The sequence below is a fragment of the Candidatus Poriferisodalis sp. genome (assembly GCF_965219595.1).
Lineage (GTDB): Bacteria > Actinomycetota > Acidimicrobiia > Acidimicrobiales > Poriferisodalaceae > Poriferisodalis.
The window spans coordinates 2,267,347-2,286,324 of sequence record NZ_OZ244781.1 but is presented as its reverse complement, the minus strand read 5'-3'; the positions used below and the strand labels follow the sequence as shown (position 1 = coordinate 2,286,324).

General features: G+C 67.6%; 15 protein-coding genes. 5 read left to right on the top strand and 10 right to left on the bottom strand.

The genetic code is table 11. From position 1 onward, the window contains the following. Positions 1-77 precede the first annotated feature (77 nt). The 4 genes from ACOQPE_RS10185 to ACOQPE_RS10170 all read left to right on the top strand — a co-directional run bounded on the left by ACOQPE_RS10185 (position 78) and on the right by ACOQPE_RS10170 (position 3,969). Positions 78-884, top strand: coding sequence for an SDR family NAD(P)-dependent oxidoreductase (locus ACOQPE_RS10185; protein ID WP_420608802.1), 807 nt, complete (start codon positions 78-80; stop codon positions 882-884). Between the two features lie 4 nt (positions 885-888). Further along, positions 889-1,887: a hypothetical protein gene (locus ACOQPE_RS10180; RefSeq protein WP_420608801.1), complete on the top strand. Its 999-nt coding sequence runs from the start codon at positions 889-891 to the stop codon at positions 1,885-1,887. 61 nt (positions 1,888-1,948) lie between these two features. Beyond that, positions 1,949-2,872 (top strand): SMP-30/gluconolactonase/LRE family protein, encoded by a 924-nt coding sequence (locus ACOQPE_RS10175; protein ID WP_420608800.1) that lies wholly within the window; start codon positions 1,949-1,951, stop codon positions 2,870-2,872. Between the two features lie 80 nt (positions 2,873-2,952). Then, positions 2,953-3,969 carry a LacI family DNA-binding transcriptional regulator gene (locus ACOQPE_RS10170; protein ID WP_420608799.1) on the top strand — a complete coding sequence of 339 codons (1,017 nt, stop codon included), beginning with the start codon at positions 2,953-2,955 and terminating at the stop codon, positions 3,967-3,969. 4 nt (positions 3,970-3,973) lie between these two features. Here the strand turns inward: ACOQPE_RS10170 and iolG are convergent, their stop codons facing one another. The 8 genes from iolG to ACOQPE_RS10130 form a co-directional block, all read right to left on the bottom strand. Continuing rightward, on the bottom strand, positions 3,974-4,981 hold the full coding sequence (gene iolG / locus ACOQPE_RS10165) for an inositol 2-dehydrogenase (RefSeq protein ID WP_420608798.1): 1,008 nt from the start codon (positions 4,979-4,981) through the stop codon (positions 3,974-3,976). Then, positions 4,978-6,909 carry a 3D-(3,5/4)-trihydroxycyclohexane-1,2-dione acylhydrolase (decyclizing) gene (iolD, locus tag ACOQPE_RS10160; protein WP_420608797.1) on the bottom strand — a complete coding sequence of 644 codons (1,932 nt, stop codon included), beginning with the start codon at positions 6,907-6,909 and terminating at the stop codon, positions 4,978-4,980. Before iolD ends, iolG begins: the two co-directional genes overlap by 4 nt. Before the next feature lie 46 nt (positions 6,910-6,955). Continuing rightward, on the bottom strand, positions 6,956-8,185 hold the full coding sequence (locus ACOQPE_RS10155) for a Gfo/Idh/MocA family protein (protein WP_420608796.1): 1,230 nt from the start codon (positions 8,183-8,185) through the stop codon (positions 6,956-6,958). An 8-nt stretch (positions 8,186-8,193) separates the two neighbouring features. Beyond that, the gene (locus ACOQPE_RS10150) at positions 8,194-8,970 is read right to left on the bottom strand and encodes an ATP-binding cassette domain-containing protein (RefSeq protein ID WP_420608795.1); all 777 of its coding nucleotides are present in this window, start codon (positions 8,968-8,970) and stop codon (positions 8,194-8,196) included. Next, a complete protein-coding gene (locus ACOQPE_RS10145; protein WP_420608794.1) occupies positions 8,967-11,249 on the bottom strand; it encodes an ABC transporter permease subunit in 2,283 nt (760 codons plus the stop codon). Before ACOQPE_RS10145 ends, ACOQPE_RS10150 begins: the two co-directional genes overlap by 4 nt. 8 nt (positions 11,250-11,257) lie before the next feature. After that, a complete protein-coding gene (locus ACOQPE_RS10140; RefSeq protein ID WP_420608793.1) occupies positions 11,258-12,292 on the bottom strand; it encodes a substrate-binding domain-containing protein in 1,035 nt (344 codons plus the stop codon). A 62-nt stretch (positions 12,293-12,354) separates the two neighbouring features. Further along, a complete protein-coding gene (locus tag ACOQPE_RS10135) occupies positions 12,355-13,248 on the bottom strand; it encodes a sugar phosphate isomerase/epimerase family protein (protein WP_420608792.1) in 894 nt (297 codons plus the stop codon). Positions 13,249-13,448: 200 nt separating this feature from the next. After that, positions 13,449-14,393, bottom strand: a complete 945-nt coding sequence (locus ACOQPE_RS10130; protein WP_420608791.1) for an MBL fold metallo-hydrolase — start codon at positions 14,391-14,393, stop codon at positions 13,449-13,451. Positions 14,394-14,515: 122 nt separating this feature from the next. Between ACOQPE_RS10130 and ACOQPE_RS10125 the strand changes: the two genes are divergently transcribed. Beyond that, entirely contained in the window at positions 14,516-15,754 is a 1,239-nt protein-coding gene (locus ACOQPE_RS10125) for a cytochrome P450 (RefSeq protein WP_420608790.1), read from the top strand. A 27-nt stretch (positions 15,755-15,781) separates the two neighbouring features. Here ACOQPE_RS10125 and ACOQPE_RS10120 read toward each other — a convergent pair whose 3' ends face one another. Together ACOQPE_RS10120 and ACOQPE_RS10115 are read right to left on the bottom strand one after the other, a co-directional pair. Beyond that, positions 15,782-18,148, bottom strand: a complete 2,367-nt coding sequence (locus tag ACOQPE_RS10120) for a DNA translocase FtsK 4TM domain-containing protein (protein WP_420608789.1) — start codon at positions 18,146-18,148, stop codon at positions 15,782-15,784. Positions 18,149-18,196: 48 nt separating this feature from the next. Continuing rightward, positions 18,197-18,928, bottom strand: a complete 732-nt coding sequence (locus ACOQPE_RS10115; protein ID WP_420608788.1) for a hypothetical protein — start codon at positions 18,926-18,928, stop codon at positions 18,197-18,199. Between the last annotated feature and the right edge of the window lie 50 nt (positions 18,929-18,978).

The following is an 18,978-nucleotide window of genomic DNA, read 5'->3' as shown; positions in this document are numbered from 1 at the left end:
GGAGCGAGGCTACGACGATCGGGCGGGGCAATACCCTGCCAGCCTGAGAACGCCCCGCTCGGGCGGAGGGAGAAACAATGAACGACGACGCCAGCGCCGACGGCTCGGGAGCCGAGGTTGGCCTTCCGCCCCAGTGGTCATCAGACCTCAGCGGGCAGACGGCATTCGTGACCGGCACGACATCGGGTCTCGGCCGCCGTTTCGCCTCGGTGCTGGCTGCCTGCGGGGCCAGTGTGGCCATCTGCGGACGGCGCGTGGAGCGGCTGAATGCGCTCGCCAGCGAGCTCGAAGCCGACGGCGCCACCGTGCTGCCCATCCCTCTCGACGTAACCGACACCGAAGCGCTCTTCGAGGCCGTCGCCACCGCCGAATCCCAACTCGGGACCGTGCAGATCCTCGTGAACAACGCCGGCAAGCCCGACGCCCGCCTGGCGCTCAAGATGGACCCAGCCTTCGTCGACGAGATGATCTCCACCAACCTCACGTCGCTGTTCCACCTGTCGTGCGAGGTCGCACGCCGTTTGATCGCCGCCGAGCTGCCCGGCCGGATCGTCAACATCTCTTCGGGGGCCGCATTCAGGGCACCGCTGGGCACCTCGATGTACGCCATCACCAAGAGCGCCGTGGTGCGCATGACCGAAGTGCTGGCCCAAGAGTTCGCCCGCTACCACATCAACGTCAACACCATCGCCCCAGGCGCGTTCGACAGCGAGATGATGGATGGGATGCTCGAGCGCATGGGCGACTTCACCCAGATGTTCCCCCGTCGCCGCCTCGGCAAGCCCTCGCAGCTCGACTCGACGCTGCTGTACCTGGTGTCTCCGCTGTCTGACTTCGTGTCCGGTACCTGCATCACCGTCGACGACGCACAGGGCGCCGACTGAGCTCGTGAGCACGCCCGACGATCGCACCGACGCCGACGCCACGAGCGTCGACGATCGCACCGATGCCGGCGCCACGACCGTCGGCATTGCCGATCTCGACGAGGCGGCGCAGCATTGGCGCGAGCACGGCTGGGTGCTGGTCGACCAGCTCGTGCCGACCGTCGACATCGACCTTGCCGTCGAAGAGCTCTGGGACCTGTACCCCCGGCCCGAGGAGTTCCACTCGGGCGACCCGGCACTTCGGGAACGCTTCGTCGGACGCAGCTACAACCAAGGCCACAAGTTCGGCAACGCCGAACCCGAAGGGGCGGCCTTCCGGCCCGAACAGTTCCTGGGCCACATCCTGTTCCCGTACACCTCGCACCGGTTGAACCGGCTGCAGGTACACGCCGATGTGCTGCGGTTCGCCCGCATGGCCATGGGCATCGACGACATCCGCATCTACCAAGCCCGCATCTGGGGCAAGTACACCGGAGTCGCCAACTACGAGCAGCCGTTCCACCAGGACCGCAACCACAACGTGGTGCCCGACCGTCTCGAAGCCGGCTGGTGGAACCTGGAAGGCTTCCTGTACCTGAGCGATGTGGATGACGGCGTGGCGCCCACCGAGTTGGCCGGAGGCCCTGCCGACGCGACCCGGCCCTACGACGGCCCGCCTGACGGCGATCGGATCTCTGCCGCAGGAGTGCGCGGCTCGTTCTTGGCGTACCGGCCAGACGTGTGGCACCGCGGCGTCGACCTCACCCGTCCCGGCGGCAGCCGATTCCTGATGAGCGCCTCGTTCAAGCCCGGCGGCGCCGATTGGATCGGCTACGACAACGTGCAGCCGGTCTCGAATGGACCCCTGTGGTCCAAGTTCGCCGCCTCCTGCACGCCCGATGAACTCTCATTGTTCGGCGCTCCGCTGCCCGGCCACCCGTACTGGACACCCGAACTGGTCGACGCGCTCGAAGACCGCTACCGCGGCATCGACGCCTCCCCCTGGCGCGACGCGCTGCGCTGACAGCCCTGCAGCACTGGCTTGGCAGGAAGCCGGGCATGGTCGCGAAGTAGCGTCGGCGGCCATGAGCTTTTTCGGACCTGATCACTTCGAGACCATCACCGACGGCCTGATCTTCCCCGAGGGACCGGTGGTGCTGGCAGACGGCTCGGTGGCCGTTGTCGAGATCGGGCGCGGCACCATCACGCGCGTCGACGTGACCGACGGTCGCAAGGACATCCTGGCCACGCCGGGCGGCGGGCCGAACGGCGCAGCGCTGGGGCCTGACGGTGCGATGTACGTGTGCAACAACGGCGGCTTCGAGTGGATCACCGTGCGGGGCCGCACCGTGCCCGGCGAGGTGGCATCCGACTACACCACCGGCCGCATCGAGCGCATCGATCTCGAGACCGGCGAGGTGGAGATCCTGTATGCCGATGTGAACGGCGTGTCGCTCAAGGGACCGAACGACATCATGTTCGACTCCACTGGCGGCTTCTGGTTCACCGATCACGGCAAGACCCGCACCCGCGACCGGGATCGCGGCGGGCTGTACTACGCCAAGGCCGACGGCAGCCACATCGAGGAGATTGCATTCCCGATGGACGGTCCGAATGGCGTGGGCATCTCCCCCGAGGAAGACCGGGTCTATGTGGCCGAGACGTTCCAGGGCGCCATGTTCGCCTTCGACCTCGAGGGCCCGGGCAAGGTTGCCGCCGGTGTACCGGCACGGGGCTGGTTCCTGGCCCGACCGGCCGGCCGCAAGTACTTCGACTCGCTGGCGATGGACGCCGATGGAAACGTGAGCGTGGCCACGATCCTCACCGGCGGCATCAGCACCTTCACCCGCGATGGCGACGAGCTCGAGTTCGCCCCCACCGACGATTCGGCCACCACCAACATCTGCTTCGGCGGCGACGACATGCGCACGGCCTACGTCACCCTGTCTGGCACCGGCCGCCTCGCCGTCGGCGACTGGCCCCGCCCCGGCCTCAAGCTCCCCTTCTGACACCGCCGCGCTGATCGACCGGAATCCGCGGTTCGGTACCATCGAGGCCGCGGCCTTCGCAACAGCCCTCGAAGGGACTCATGACGGCCAAACGACAGGGTGGCTACCCGACCATCAAGGACATCTCGCAGCACGCCGGTGTCTCAAAGTCGCTGGTGTCACGCGCCCTGCGCGGCGAGGGCCACGTCCGCGACAGCACGCGCCAGCGCATCCTGGAGTCGGCCGCCGAACTGGGCTACCGGGTACACGCCGGTGCTCGATCGCTCGCAGGCCTGAGCAGCGGGACCATCGGGTTCGTCATCACTGGGCTCTTCGACGCGTTCTGGGGTGAGGTCATGTTCGCCGTGGACCAAGAAGTCAGCCGACGCGGTATGCGAACGCTGTACCTGTCGAGCCCGCCTGAAGCCGGCGGCGAGCGCGAGGTCATCGAGCGGATGCTCGAGTACCGGGTGGACGGCCTCGCACTGGGGCTGCTCGGTCAGCGTGACGCGGCCGAACTCGAGGAATACGCGGATGTCCTGCCGGTCTTGGCGCTGATGTACGACCTTCGATCCGATCGATACGACACGCTCGTCACCGATGACGAAGCGGCCATGGCCTCAGTCGTCCGTCACTTGGCCGATCTGGGCCACAGCGACATCGCGCTCATCGGCGATGCCGAGATGCCCAACGTCGCTGCCCGGACCCGCGGCTACACCAGTGAGATGGAGCGACAGGAATGCTCGGGACACATCTCCTTCGAGCCCGCCGGCTTCCTGCAGTCGGATGGGTATGAGGCTGCCGACAAGCTGCTACGCCGTTCGCGGCGACCGACGGCCATTGCCTGCGTCAACGACGCCCAGGCCCGCGGCGCTGTCCTCGCCGCAGTAGACGCCGGCCTCGACGTGCCAGGCGACATCAGCATCACAGGCTTCGACGATTCGCTCTATGCCGTCGCAGGTATGCCCCGATTGACCACGGTAAGGCTGCCACGTTCCGATATCGGGCAGACAGCGGTCAGCATGCTGAGCGACCGCATGAACGGCCGGGACACCGCTCTCGTGTCGGTGCTGAGCGCCGAGCTGGTAGCGCGGGACTCGACCGGCCCGGCCGGCTAGCTGGTTACGACGAGATCTCCGCCACGCTGACGGGACGTCCCTCACGTGCCGAGCGGGTGGCCGCCAGCGCGATGGCCAAGCATGCGCGCCCGTCTTCGAGCGTCACCGGCGGAGGCTCGCCTGCGAGCACTTCGACGAACGCAGCCCACTCTGAACGGTACGACTCGGCATATCGCTCAGTGAAGAACCACGGCATCGGCGCCGCGACAGCCCCTGCGGGCGCGGATCGCACGGCGCTGTGGGTGGTCGGGTTCTGCGAGGTCATCGCCCCGGCACTGCCGAACGCCTCGACCCGCTGGTCGTAGCCGTAGACGGCCTGCCGGCTGTTGTCGATGGTCGTGATGGTGCCGTCGGTGTGAGTGAGCACCGCCGCCGCGGTGTCCCAATCCCCGAGCTCGCCGATCACGGGATCGATGCGCACCGCGCCTGCGGCGTACACCTCGACGACCTCGGCACCCACCACGAAGCGCGCCATGTCGAAGTCGTGGATCATCATGTCGGCGAATATGCCCCCTGAACCGGCGACATAGTCGTGCGGCGGGGGTTCCGGGTCGCGGCTCGTGATCCTCACGACCTGCACCTCGCCGAGTTCGCCGTTGTGAGCAGCAGCGGCGACGGCGCGATGCGATGGGTCGAAGCGACGGTTGAAGCCCAGTTGAACTGCCGTGCCTGCTGCGGCAACAGCCGACACAGCGCGTTCGGCCTCGGCCAGTTCCAGCGAGACGGGCTTCTCACAGAAGGCAGGCAGCCCGGCGTTCGCAGCCGCCACGATGAAGTCGACGTGGGTTTCGGTCGGTGAGCAAATCGCCACGGCGTCGACGTCGGATCGGGCCATCAATGTTGACGGGCTGTGGGCTGCCGGCACATCCAGCTCTGCCGCGAGCGACGCCGATGCGGCCGGAACGGCATCGCACACCGCAGCAAGACGGAGGCCCTCGATGCCGGCCAGTTGGCGCGCGTGCATCTGGCCGATCCGGCCGCAGCCGATGAGGCCGATGCCTGCTGTGCTCACAGGCCTCGCCGCTGCTGGGCCATGGCCTCGGCCATGTCTGCGGCTGCGGTGGCGATCTCGGGCCGGTCACTGGTCTCGGGCACGCCCACCTGCCATGCCGCCCCGCCTTCGGTCCACGAAGTGGGGTGAGTGGCGAGCACGATCACATACGTGCGCTCGGACGCTTTCGCCCGCTCCAGCGCTGCCTCCAGCTCGGCGATGGTGGCAACGGTTTCCGACGCGCATCCCATGGATGCTGCGTGCGCGGCGAAGTCGACATGTGCAGGCTCCGGTCCCGATCGGTCAGCGGTCCCCGATGGAGTCTGGGTCATCGTGTCGGCCAGGAAGTTGTTGAACGACTCGCCGCCTTGGGCCCGCTGCAGCCGGTTGATGACGGCAAAGCCCCCGTTGTCGCATACCACCACGGTGATCGGGTGGCCGCTCAGCACCGAGCTGTACAGGTCAGAGTTCATCATCAAGTACGAACCGTCGCCGACGAGCGCCACGACATCCCGGCCCGCCAATGCCTGCTTCGCGCCCCACGCACCCGAGATCTCGTAGCCCATCGTCGAGTAGCCGTACTCGCAGTCGAATGAGTGCTCGATGTCGCTGCGCCAGCCGTTCACGGTCTCCCCAGGCAGACCGCCGGCTGCAGTCACCACGTAGGTGCGTTCATCGGCCGCTCTCGACACGGCACCCACCACCTGTGCGTACGTCGGCAGTTCTGCCAGCGAGCTGTCAGCTTCCGGCGCAGCGAGCTTGTCGATGTACGCGTGGTACTGCGCTGTTTCGGTCTCCGCACGCTCCGTCCAGCTCGCTGGAGCGACATAGCCTCCGAGCGCGGCTCCCAGCTCGGCGAGTCCCTCTCGCGCATCGGCGACCAGCGGCAGGCTGCCGTGCTTGGTCGCGTCGAACCGTGCCGTGTTCAGCCCGATGAACGTCGAGTCATGATGGAACACGGTCCACGAGCCGGTGGCGAAGTCGCCCAGCCGTGTGCCCACCGCCACGATCACGTCGGCAGCAGCGGCCATCGCGTTCGCAGACACGCAGCCCGTCACGCCGATCGGCCCGCAGGCAAGGGGGTGGCTGGAGGGGAAGCTGGTACGGCCGGCCACCGTCTCGACGACCGGGATGCCGTGGCGCTCGGCGAAAGCCCGCAGCTCGGCCTCTGCCATCGACCAGCGCACCCCGCCGCCGCTGATGAGCAGCGGGCGTTGTGCCGCCGAGAGCGCTGCCGCGGCAGCGGCGAGCTCGCGCCGGTCGGGGCGGGGGCGCCGCACCCGGTGCACCACCGGCTCGAAGAAGCGCTCCGGGAAGGAATATGTCTGCGCCTGGGTGTCCTGCGGCAAGCCGATGAAGGCGGGGCCGCAGTCGGCCGGGTCGAGCATCGTCGCCACTGCAGTAGGCAGGCTCGCCAGCACCTGCTCGGGTGCGGTGAGCCTGTCCCAGTAGCGGACCACGGACCGAAAGGCGTCGTTCACCGTCATCGACGGATCGCCGAAGTGCTCAACCTGCTGCAGCACCGGGTCAGGCAGTCGATGGCTGAAGGTGTCGCCCGACAGCAGCAGCAGCGGCATGCGATTCGCGTGGGCCACTGCCGCGGCCGTGACCATATTGGTGGCACCGGGTCCGATGGAGCTGGTGGCCGCCATGATCCGGCGACGACGCATCGCCCGCGCATAGCCGACGCCGGCCAAGGCCATGCCCTGCTCGTTCTGCCCGCGCCACGTCGGCAACCCACGGCGCGCGCTGCGCAATTCGGGCCCGAGACAGGTCACGTTGCCGTGGCCGAAGATTGCATAGACGCCCCCGAACAGCGGCACCGACGCTCCGTCGGAGACAGCCGCCAGCCGGCCGGCCGCATCGGCGTCGAGGTCGTCGAGCGCGATCCGTTGCGCCACCATGTAGCGGACGATCGCACCGGCGGTGGTCAGCTCAATATCTGCCATCGCGAGACTCCCTTCGGGGCGGCGTCACCGATGATGGCCGCCTGATTCACCTGCCTGCCACGTCGGCGGGATCATGCGGTGCCAGCTCATCGACGTTTCCGGCGTTGAGCGGGATCACGTCTTCCCAGGTGCCGCTCATCCAGCTCCGCAGCAGAGCGGCCTGGACGCTGACATAGGCCACCGCCTCGGCGAAACCGGCGCAATGCGGGCGCCCGTCGCTGACTGCCGAGAGGTACTGGTGATCCTCAAGAGCGACAAGATCCTCGAACCCGATGGCGTTGGCATCGCCGGGAACGAAAGCGCTGTGGCCTGGATGTCGTTCGCCGGCTCGAATCGTCGTGTAGCCACGCTCGGACGCGCTGCCGGCGTCCGGTGCCATGTACAGCCGCAGCTCATTCATGGTCTCCAGATTCCAGCCCAGTGCGCCCTCGGTGCCGTAGATATCGAATGCCATCTGGCTCTCGGGCCCCACCATCGTGCGACTGACCTCGAACGTGCCCCGCGAGCCGTTGGCGAACACAGCGAGAGCGCCGAAGTAGTCCTCGTTGGTGACCGGACCGGTCGGATCGTCCAGCCGCCCGCGGGCGTAGTGGCTTGCCCCGGCTGCCGCGACCGGCCGTTCGGCAATGAATGTGGCGCCGCTGCCGATCACCCGCTCGATCGGCCCGTTGAGCATCATGGCCAAGTCGATGGCGTGGCTGAGAATGTCGCTGGTGACACCGTGGCCCGCTTGATCCAGCTCGAAGCGCCACGAGAGCAGCCCCAGCGGATCGGCCCCGAACATCGAGAAGAAGCGTCCCCGGTAGTTGGTGATCGATCCGAGCGCGCCGCTGTCGATGAGGGCCTTGGTGTGCTGCACCAGCGGCGCGTAGCGGTAGTTGTAGCCAACCCCGGTGATGCTGCCCGCCGCTGCGGCGGCCTCGAAGCAGCGCACCGTCTGGGCCGGCGTGCCGCCGACCGGCTTCTCGCAGAACACGTGCTTGCCGGCGGCCACAGCCGCCGTGACGATCTCCTCGTGGAGCATGTTCGGCGCCGTGACATAGACGACATCCACGTCAGGACGGTCCACGGCCGGCCGCCAGTCGTCGGTCACGTCGCCGAAGCCGAAGCCCTCGCTGGCCGCTGCGCGCCGTTCGTCGACCGTGTCAGCGCAGACCACAAGTTCGGGCGCGTACCTGCGGTCGCTGAACAAGCTCGGGATGCGCATGACCGAGCGGGCATGCGCCTGGCCCATCCAGCCGAATCCGACCACGGCAATGCCCAAGCGCTGTCGCATTGATCGGTTCAGTGCGTTGCCAGCTCGTGCTGCAGTGCTTCGAGCTCGGCACCGCCGGCCATCATCTGCGTCAGCTCGGCCTGGCTGATGTCTTCCTTGGCGAAATTGCCCATGGAATGACCGCGATTGAGGATCACGAAGCGGTCGCCGACCGGGTACGCATGATTGGGATTGTGCGTGATGAAGATCACGGCGAGTCCTCGATCACGTGCTTCCACGATGCGCCGCAGGACGACGCCGGACTGCTTGACGCCGAGCGCCGAGGTGGGTTCGTCGAGGATCAGCACCCGCGCGCCGAAGTAGCTGGCCCGGGCAATCGCCACTGACTGACGTTCACCGCCCGACAGCGTGCCAACCGGCTGCTCGGTGTCACGGATGTCAATGCCCATCTCCGCGAGCTGCTCTTTGGCGATCTGCTTGGCCTTCTCGATATCGATCTGGCGGAATGGCCCGAATCCCCTTGTGGGCTCTGCGCCGAGGAAGAAGTTCCGCCAGACCGACATGAGCGGCACCATGGCCAAGTCCTGGTACACGGTGGCGATGCCGGCAGCGAGGGCCGCCCGAGGCGACGAGAACGTGACCTCCTCCCCCTCCAGCAGCAGTTCTCCCTCGTCGTGCTGGTGCACGCCGGCGAGGATCTTGATGAACGTGGACTTTCCGGCACCGTTGTCGCCCAGCACACACGTCACCTCGCCGGGATTGACCGTGGTGGACACCCCGGTGAGGGCGATGATGTTGCCGTAGAACTTCGAGATGTTCCGCAGTTCGATCAGTGTGTCGCTCATGGCTCAGCTCCTGCCGAGGCAGATTCGTCGGCCGCGCCAGCATCGCCGCCTGGCGGCTCGTCATCGTCGGGGTCGCCGCGCGCCGCCTGCGACCGCTCTGCACGCTGGCGCACGTAGTTGTTGACGATCACTGCCACCACCAGCAGCCCGCCGAGCACGAGGAAGCGCCAGTCGGTGTTCCAGCGCGCGAATCCGATGCCCTGGCTGATCATCCCCCAGATGAGCGCGCCGATCGCCGCACCGATAGCGGAGCCGTAACCGCCGGTCAGCAGGTTGCCACCCACGACGGCCACGATGATGTAGCGGAACTCGTTGCCGTCGCCGACATTGGCCTGCACGGAATTGAGGCGGAATGCGATGAGCATGCCTGCGACCCAGGCGCAAACCGAGACCAGCATGAACAGCGTCGTCTTGGTGCGGGCAGCCGGGACGCCTACCGACCGGGCGGCGTCCTTGTTGCCGCCCACGGCGAAGGTCCAGCTGCCGAAGCGCGTCTTGGCCAGCACCCAGGCGCCGACGGCGGCGAACAGCACGTAGAAGAGCACCGAGACCCGGAATCGGGTCACCGCCTGGGTCGCTTCCTCCTCCAGGGTGGTGATGAACATCAGCTTGACTGCGAGCGCCAGGCCCGCAGCCGCCAGCCCGACCCTCACGAGGGGCCGGCCCATGCCTTCGTCGCTGCTGAACAGCAACCGGTAGAACGTGCCGACGGCGAAGATGCCGAGCGCAATCGCGCCACCCTTGGCGGCGCCCGTCGAGAGGGCATAGAGCAGGCCGTCACCGTCGATCAGCTCAATCACGGCGAACACGACGGCCGCAGCCCCGCCGGCGGCCATGGCGACGCGCGGCCACTGCCCCATCTGCGGCACGGGCACCGCCGTGCTGCGCCTCTGTGCGAGGGCTCGGGCCGCTGCGGTGGCAGCGAGCGCGAGCGCGATCAGCAGCAGCACCGAGAACAGCTCGACGCGCAGCTTGCGCGACGCGGACTCGGCCTGCACTACGAACGCGGCGACAGCCACGATGGCCGCGGTCGCCATCGGCAGCCACAGCGAGAGGTCGGCTCGTGCCGTCACCAGCATCAGCGCCACCACGCCGGCCACCGCCAGGCCGCCGAACAGCAACGCCCGGGCGGCCTGAATGGTCATCATGAAGCTGATCGCAGGGAGCAGCGCCACGGCCACGCCGATGACCGGTGCGCTCGAGCGGACATGGCCGGTCGCGGCCAGCGCGGCCAGCACACCGGTGCCAGCGATGCCGATGGCGAATACCGCACGCCCGAGACCGCCCCCCAGGAAGCCGAGCTGGTCAGAGTTCGTGGCATCCATGACCAATGCCAGCACCACGGCGACCACCACAGCGCCGACGCCGATGCCGATCATTCGCATCGTGCGGCTGTCGGGCGAAGGCCGACGCCGCTGTACTGGCTCGTAGCGGGATCTGCACCAAATCGCGACACCCGCCAGGGTCCCTGCGGCGATGACAGCTCCCCACAGCCAGTTCGAGGCGGTGCCGTCGGTGGTCAGCAGCATGACGAAGCCGAACAGCGGTACCGCGACGGCCCCGATGAACGCGCCCGCTGTAGCCCATGACGGCGGGTCGGCCCGACGCGTGTAGCTCATCTCCAGCAGCCCTAGCAGAAGGGCGACGCCCGCCAGCACGAGCAGCCCTGCCCACGCCCAGTCGCGACCGTCCCAGATGTGCTGGTTGCGGATCCACTCGGCGCCGAAGATGTCGTCCCAGAACTCGTAGCCCTGCGCCTCGTCGAGGCCTTCGACGATGACCTTGTTGGTGAACAGCTTGCCGAAGCCGAGCTTGGCGCCGATGAGGATGAAGAACGTGCCCAGCGTGACGATGAAGCTGGGCAGCGATGTTCGCTCGACGAGCGTGCCGTTGAACCAGCCGATCGCCAGCGCGAAGCACAGCGACAGCGGCACGGCAAGGTGCAGGCTGAAGCCCGCGCCGCCCAGCTCGCCGACCTCGCGGCTCATCAGGATGACGAAGATGGCGGTGGCGCCCGTCATCGCGCCCGAGGACAGGTCGAACTCGCCGCCGATCATCAGCAACGCCACCGGCACCGCCATGATGCCGAGCAGCGCGGCGACGTCGAGGAAGTTGGCAGTGCCCCCTGCGGTGCCGAATGCTTCAGATGTCAGCCAGAACAGCAGCCACACGCCGGCGAGGCCGAGCAGCGCACCAATCTCAGGACGGGTGAGCAGCTGTTGGATCGGCCCGCGATATGCGAGCCGTTCGTCGGCCCCGCCGGCGGTGTCGGCCGCCACAGGGAGGGCTACCTCGTACCGGCGCTGACGAGCGCTGCGACCTCTGCAGCGTTGTCAGGCGTGACGAAACCTGGACCGGTCAGGATCGGCAGGCCGCCGCCGGCAGTGTTCTGGTTCGTTGCCTGCAGGTGCATCAGGATCACGGGGAGATAGCCCTGCAGGTACTGCTGCTGGTCGACGGTGAAGGCGATGTCGCCCGCTTCGATTGCAGCGATGAGGTCCGAGGACAGGTCGAAGCCACCGATGTGCAGCGTGCGCCCGGCCGACTCGGCAGCGTCGAGCGCCCGCAGCGGCAGGTTCGGCCCGACGCCCAGCACTGCGTCGATGCTGGAATCCGCGGTGAGGATCGAGGCGATGGTCTGCTCCTGCTCGTCGGGGTTCGCGTCGAGGCCGACGAACTCCGAGGTCACTTGGCCGTCGAACGTCTCCGCGAGACCCTGGCAGCGCTCCTCAAGACCGATGTTGGCCTGCTCCTGGCGTGCGCACAGCACATGGGTGGCGCCCAAGGCGTTGAACCGCTTTCCGGCGCCCTGGCCGGCCACGATCTCGGTCTGACCGATGTGGGTGACGGCGCCGAGATCCTCGTAGTTGTTCACACCGGAGTTCAGCGTGTACAGCGGGATGCCTGCTGCCACGACCGCTCGGGCGGCGGCTTCGAGACCTGCAGGGTCTGCCAGCGAGATGGCGATGCCGTCGGAACCGTCGGCGATCGCACCCTCAATCGCCTGCGACTGCGCCTGCGCTTCGTTGTTGGCGCCGAAGTAGACGACGTCGCAGCCGATGGCGTCGGACGCATCCGCTACCGCCACCTCGACGACTGACCAGAAGGTTCCTGAGTCGCCGTGGGTGATCACGTGGTACGTCTTGTCGCAGTCGCTCTGTGTGAGCGTGACTTCGGTCGCATCCGATGCGGCCTCGGTCGTCTCGGCCGGTGCCGGAGCGTCCGGCTCGTCCGCGGACTCGTCGGAGCTGTCGCTGCTGCATGCTGCCGCGAACAATGTCATCGCTGCGAGCAGTGCAAGCAGTTTTGTAATACGCCTCATGTCTGTTCTTCCTCCCGAAGACGTGAATGGCCACAACGCCAGCGCCCGATTCCCCTGGAGTGCTAGCGCGCCGCGTCGAATTCTTGCACAAACTTGAGGCTGCGAACGACGCCGCGCCGCAACCGTTCCACATCGGCGGCATCCGGACCGCTGAGCGCCGCATCCTGCTCCAGCACGTACCACAACTCCGGGCGTGCTTGTTCCAGCGCGCCGATGATCTCGGCGAGCGGAACCGTGCCCTCGCCGAGCGGGGGAAAGAGCCCCTGCTGGACGGCTTGCATCAGGTTGATCTCGCCGGAGCGAAGCCGTCCGGCCACGTCGGAATCTACGTCTTTGAGGTGCACTAGCCCGATGCGATCGGCATGGCTCGCCACCAGCGCTGCAGGGTCGCTGCCGCCCAGCGTGAGGTGCGCCGTATCGAGCACCAGTTTCGTGTCGGTGTGCTCAAGCACTGCCCGCGTTTCGGCATCTTCCTGGACCAGCGATCCGACGTGGGGGTGGAATGCATGGTTCATGCCCGACTCGGCAGCCACCGCGTCGATGGCCGCAAACCCGCGGAATATCTGGTGCCACTGGGCATCGTCGAGGCTCGGGCGCTGCCAATCGTCGTGGTCAAAAACCGGGCAGCTCACGAACCACGTACCGCCTGCGGATGCCATCTGGGCTACGACTGCTGCGACGCGCGCCATCTCGGCCTGGAAACGGTCGGGATCGTGCAGCACCACGGCAACGAACCCGCCGAGCAACGACAATCCGTGGCGCCGGAGGACGTCCGCGAGCTCGTGGCCGTCGGCCGGCAGGAAGCCCACTGAGCCGAACTCCGTGTGCGTGAAGCCCAGCGCAGCCATGTCGGAGAGCACCTCGTCGGGGCTGAGCTGGTAGCCCCAACCTGGCACTTCGCACACACCCCAGGTGATCGGCGCAGCGGCCAGACGCTCGCGCAGTGACCTTCCCATAAACGCCTCCGGAAACCGGTCGAACCGGGACCGACCGATAGTCGCACGATTTCGTCAACCGTTCCACGGAACGACATGCCAAAGCAACCCCTATGGGTCGCCTCCTGCCGACGGCGCCGGGATTCAGGCCAGACAGCGCGGCAGGGCGCCGCCGTTGTCGGCGAGGTGTCTGATGGGCCGCCTACAGCCGCCGCCGACTGCTACGCCACACAACGCGGCAACGCACCGCCGTTGTAGGCGACCATGTCCATGATCGCCTGGGGGACGCCGGGGAACTCGTAATCGGTGGACTCAGCTTCGCGGTAGGCGACGTGGAGGTTGCCGGCAAGCCGCTCAGGGTCTGTGTAGCGGCCGTGGGGGCCGAGGTCGGTGGCCCGGGCCTGCTCGAGCGGCGTCCTGCCTGCTGCCAGCCCATCCGAGGCCGTTTCCTGCACGAAACGCAGGTATGAGCGCTGCTCGTCGAGCACGCGAGCGATGTCGTCGCCGCCGAAGTGGGGGCCGTGGCCCGGCACGACCACGTTGGCTCCGAAGCTCTCGATGACATCCATCGCCTGGATCGTCCCGGACACCGATCCGAACAGCGCGAACGGTGTGCCGCCGTGGAAGATCAGGTCGCCGCAGAACAGCACCCGGCAATCGGGCAGCCACGCCACGATGTCGCCGTCGGTGTGGGCTACGAAACCCAGGTCCGACAGCTCGATGCGACGGTCGTCGAGATGCAGCACCATCGAACCCTCGAAGGTCACGTCAGGCGCCCGGAACTGCAGGTCCCCCCATTCGACGCCAGGGAAGACAGCGCTGTAGTCGGGGATGCCGGCGGCCACCATCACGTCACGGCACTTGGCGTGCGAGATGATCGTGGCGTCAGTGAACTGGTAGTTGCCGTGGGTGTGGTCGGCGTGATGATGCGTGTTGACCACAGTCTTCACCGGGTTCGATGTCACCGACGCGATGGCGTCGAGATAGGCCCTGTTGCGGCGCTCCGTAGAGGTGGTGTCGATCGACACCACAGCGCTGGAGCCGGCGATGAATCCCATGTTGTTGATAAACCAAGTGCCGTCGGGCTGGACGTAGCTGTACACGCCCGGTGCCACCTCGCTGAGTTGCGCGGCCTCGACAGCCGCGTGTGCTGCATCTCCTGACATGTGCCCCCTCGAACCGTCGAGCCGGCCTTGTCACTCGGCCGGTACTACGGCGCAGCGTAGAACCCGTCGCCTACGCTGGGAAGCGCCTCGGACCGCGCCCGCGGGGACTCAAAGGAGCCGCCATGAGCACGACTGCTGACACCGACAGCGCTTCTGCAGCGCGGGACTTCGACGTCTACAGCGACGAGTACATCCAGGGCGCCGCAGACGTGTGGGACGAGCTGCGCGCCGAATGTCCCGTCGCCCACAGCCCCCACAATGACGGGCACTGGATGCCCACGACGTGGGACGACATCGCAGCGGTCGCCTACGACACCGAGAACTTCAGCTCCCGCGACATCGCCGTGGCGCCCACGCCCGAAGGCGTCGGGCTGCTCACCGCCCCGCCGATCACCTCGGATCCGCCGTTCCACACCGACGCGCGCCGATTGCTCCTGCCGTTCTTCGGTCCTACGGCCGTGGAGGAAATGGTCGAGGTCACTCGCAGCATCGCCCGCGAGCGCATCGACGCCATCGCAGCCGAAACCGGTGCGGACAAGGGCCGCAGCGGCGTGACGGATGCGGCCGACACCTATTCCAAGCACATTCCCGTGCGGGTCATCGCCCGCATCCTGGGACTGCCCGAGTCGGACGAGCCCAAGTTCACCCGCTGGGCAGTGGATGTATTGCAGTCCAAGGGCGATGAGTTCGACCGGCGGGCAAACGCGACCCGTGAGGTGCTCCACTACTTCGGCGAGCTCACCGACCAGCGGCGCCAGGAACGCGCGGACGACCTGCCATCGAAGCTGCTCGACATGAAGCTGCCCAACGGCGACCCGCTGGCCAACCACCACATCACCGGCGCCAGCTTCCTGTTGCTGCTGGCGGGCATCGACACCACGTGGAGCTCGATCTCGGCCAGCTTGATGCACTTGGCCATGAACCCCGCTGACCGCGAGCGGCTCGTGGACGAACCCGAGCTCATCCCCACGGCCATCGAAGAGTTCCTGCGTGCCTACTCCCCGGTCACCATGGCCCGCGTCACCGCCACTGACGACGCAGACATCGGCGGCTGCCCTGTGGCCAAGGGCGACAAAGTGCTGCTCCCGTTCGGCGCCGGCAACCGCGATCCGTCCAAGTTCGACCGTCCCGACGAGGTCGTCATCGACCGCGCCGAGAACCGCCACTTCGCGTTCGGGCTGGGGATCCACCGCTGCCTGGGCTCGAATCTGGCCCGCATGGAGCTGAAGGTCGCCATCGAGGAGTGGCTGGCCCGGTTCCCGAACTTCGAGCTCGCCACCGATGCCGGCCAAGGCGGCGTGGAATGGGGCGGCGTGCAGGTGCGCGGCCCCCGCAACCTGCAGATCCGCGTCGGCATCTGAGCCAGCGGCGAGCGGCGCCGCTCGCCGTCACTCTCCCAGCGCGTTCGACAGTTCCTCGGGCGTCATCAGCACGTCGCGGGCCTTGGAGCCCTGCGACGGACCCACCACGCCTCGCTGCTCGAGCAAGTCCATCAGCCGTCCGGCGCGAGCGAAGCCCACTTTCAGCTTCCGCTGCAGCATGGACGTCGAGCCGAGCTGTGTCTCGACGACGATGGCCATTGCTTGGCGCAGCAGCTCGTCGTCGTCGGCATCGCCGGTGGTGCCGCCCGGCAGGATGCTGCTGCCGTCCGAGTCGTCGCTGCCTTCCACGCCTTCCACGTAGTCGACCTCGGGCGCCTGCCGGCGCCAGTGAGCCACCACGTGGGCAACCTCCGACTCGCTCACCCACGCGCCCTGGATGCGGCGCGGCGTGCTGGAGTTCGCCGACAGCAGCAGCATGTCGCCCTGGCCCACCAGCCGTTCGGCACCGGGTTGATCCAGGATGACCCGGCTGTCAGCCAGGCTGGACACGGCGAATGCCAGCCGGCTGGGGATGTTGGCCTTGATCACCCCGGTGATGACATTCACGCTCGGGCGCTGGGTGGCAACGACGAGGTGGACGCCGACGGCACGGGCCATCTGAGCCAGCCGTGTGATGGACTCCTCGACATCGCGGGCCGCCACCATCATGAGGTCGTTCAGCTCGTCGACGACCACGACGATGAAGGGCATCGACTCGTGAGGCTGGTCGTTGCCCAGCAGTTCGCTCTCGTCACTGTGCAGCGCCCCGTCGAGCACGGCCGCGTTGTACCCGGTGATGTCGCGAAAACCCGCCTCCGACAGCACGTCGTAGCGGCGCTCCATCTCCTTCACGGCCCACGCCAGGGCGTTTGCCGCCTTGCGCGGCTCGGTCACCACCGCCGTCAGCAGGTGCGGCAGGCCGTCGTACTGCCCGAGCTCCACCCGCTTGGGGTCGACGAGGATCATCCGCACCTCATCGGGCGTGGATCGCATGAGCAGCGACGCGATGATCGAGTTGATGCACGACGATTTCCCCGAGCCGGTCGCGCCGGCAATGAGCACGTGGGGCATCGTGGCCAGATTGAGCATGACCTCACGACCCGAGATGTCCTTGCCCATCGCCACTTCGAGCGGGTGCACGGCTTCGGTCGCGGCCTTGGCGGACAGGATGTCGCCGAGCGCGACCAGGTGACGGTCGGAATTCGGGACCTCGATGCCGATCGCTGACCGGCCGGGGATGGGCGCGAGGATCCGGACATCGGCGGCGGCCATGGCGTAAGCGATGTCCTTGTGGAGGGCTGTGACCCGCGACACCTTCACGCCCGGGCCCAGCTTCAGCTCGTAGCGCGTGACCGTCGGGCCAGGCTCCCAGCCGGTGACCTGAGTTTCCACGCCGTGACTGGCCAGTGCCGCCACCAGTGCCGCAGCGCCCGCCGACAGCTGGGCCCGGTCGAACTGCTGGGTGCCGCTGCGCTTCAGCATCGACTTCTTCGGCAGCCGCCAGCGCGGACGCTGGCTGCTCCCTCCCGTGCCCTTGCTGGCCGCGAGGGCCGCCGGCACAGGTGTCGGGACGGCTTGGTCGGAGGGAGGCTCGACGAACTGCGGGGGCGATGGCTCGAAGACAGCCTCGTCGGATGCCGCCTCGCTGACATCCGAGGTGCCCAGGTCCAGGCCCGGAGTCTGGCCAGCCGGCTCAGCCTCTAGGTCGTACTGCTCTTCCCCGAACGACGGGGGTTCGGGATCCTCACCAACCCGCTGCAGGCTTCGGGCACCCTTCGACAGCGAGCCGCTCAGCTTCTGACCGAGCGCGGACAGACCGGTCCATATCCATCGCAACACCTGGCCGAGGCCGATGTTGGCGACGATCATGACCGCGAACAGCATCACCAGCAGCAGCAGCACCCATGTCGCGGGATCGTCGATCAGGCGTCGCAGGGGCTCGGCAACGACGGCGCCCAGCACTCCCCCGCTGCCTCGCAGGTCCTCCAGCGATCCGAAGCCGTCGGCGGATCCGGACAGGTGTGCGGCCGCAGCGAATGCAACCGTGAGCATGCTCAGTCCGAAGGCGGCTCGGCCGCTCCGCTCCGAAGCGGTCATGCGGGCGAGCGCGACGCCGATCCAGACCAGCAGGATCGGCACGACGTACCGGAACACGCCCAGCAGAATTGCGAGCGCGCTCTCCAAGACTCGGCCCACGACGCCCGCTCGGTCGCCCAGCAGCCCCAACGCGCAGATCACAGCGAGAGCGAACAGCGACAGCGCCACGATCTCGCGGGATCGGCCGCTCAGGGCATTGCGAACGACCCGCGAGAACCCGCTGCGGCCTTCGTGTGCAGACGACGATTTGGACGCGTCCTTTGAGCCATTGGCCCCGGCGGTGCCGCGCGCACTCACCTCAGCGAGAGTACCGAGGCGGGGCTGGACCATTGGAGACCCCGCCGACTATGCGTCGTCTGTTCCTGCCTCGAACGAACGCTGCTCTGCGGCCGCGTTCCGGCGCTGATTGCGGGCAGTCTGCACCACAACCAGCACGAACATCGCCACGGTGAACGGGATCGAGTAGCGATTGATGAACCTGATCACCGCTCCGAGGGGGCCAGCGAACAGATCGGCAACCCACCACACCAGCGCCAGGCGGGTGAAGGTGCCGGCGAGGTTCACCACCACGAACAGCAGCTGGCGCATCCGCGCAATCCCCGAGAGCAAGCACATCGGGTAGCCGGGAATGGCGAACAGCAGCAGCCAGCCGGCGCGCGGGAACCAGCGTTCCAGCCAGTCCATGGTGCGGATGACGCGGCTGCGGGGTCCCATCTCCGCTGCCAGGTAGGCCTTGGCATTGGGTCCGTAGTCGTAGCCGAGCCGGTACAGGAACGGGTCGGTGATGAACAGGCGGGTCAGCCCGATGGCCATGAATGCCCACAGCGGGGCCTGATGGGCCACGCCGAGCAAGATGGGGTCGGTGGCGTTCAGCGACAGCAACAGCAGCGGCGCCCGCGCAATGAGCGCCGCGAAGAAGATCTGCCCCGCATAGGCCGCCAAGGCGAAGCCCACCGGCACCGCAGCCAGCAGCTGCATCCGCCGTCGGTCTGCATCGGTGATCACCGGGCCCGACGATGCTCCGTCGGCAGCGGCGGCTTCGGCTGCCGTTGATTCGTCCCCGCCGTCGTCAGCCACCGCGGCCGAGGCTACGCACCGGCGCACCCCTAGCGCCGGTGTTCAAGTGC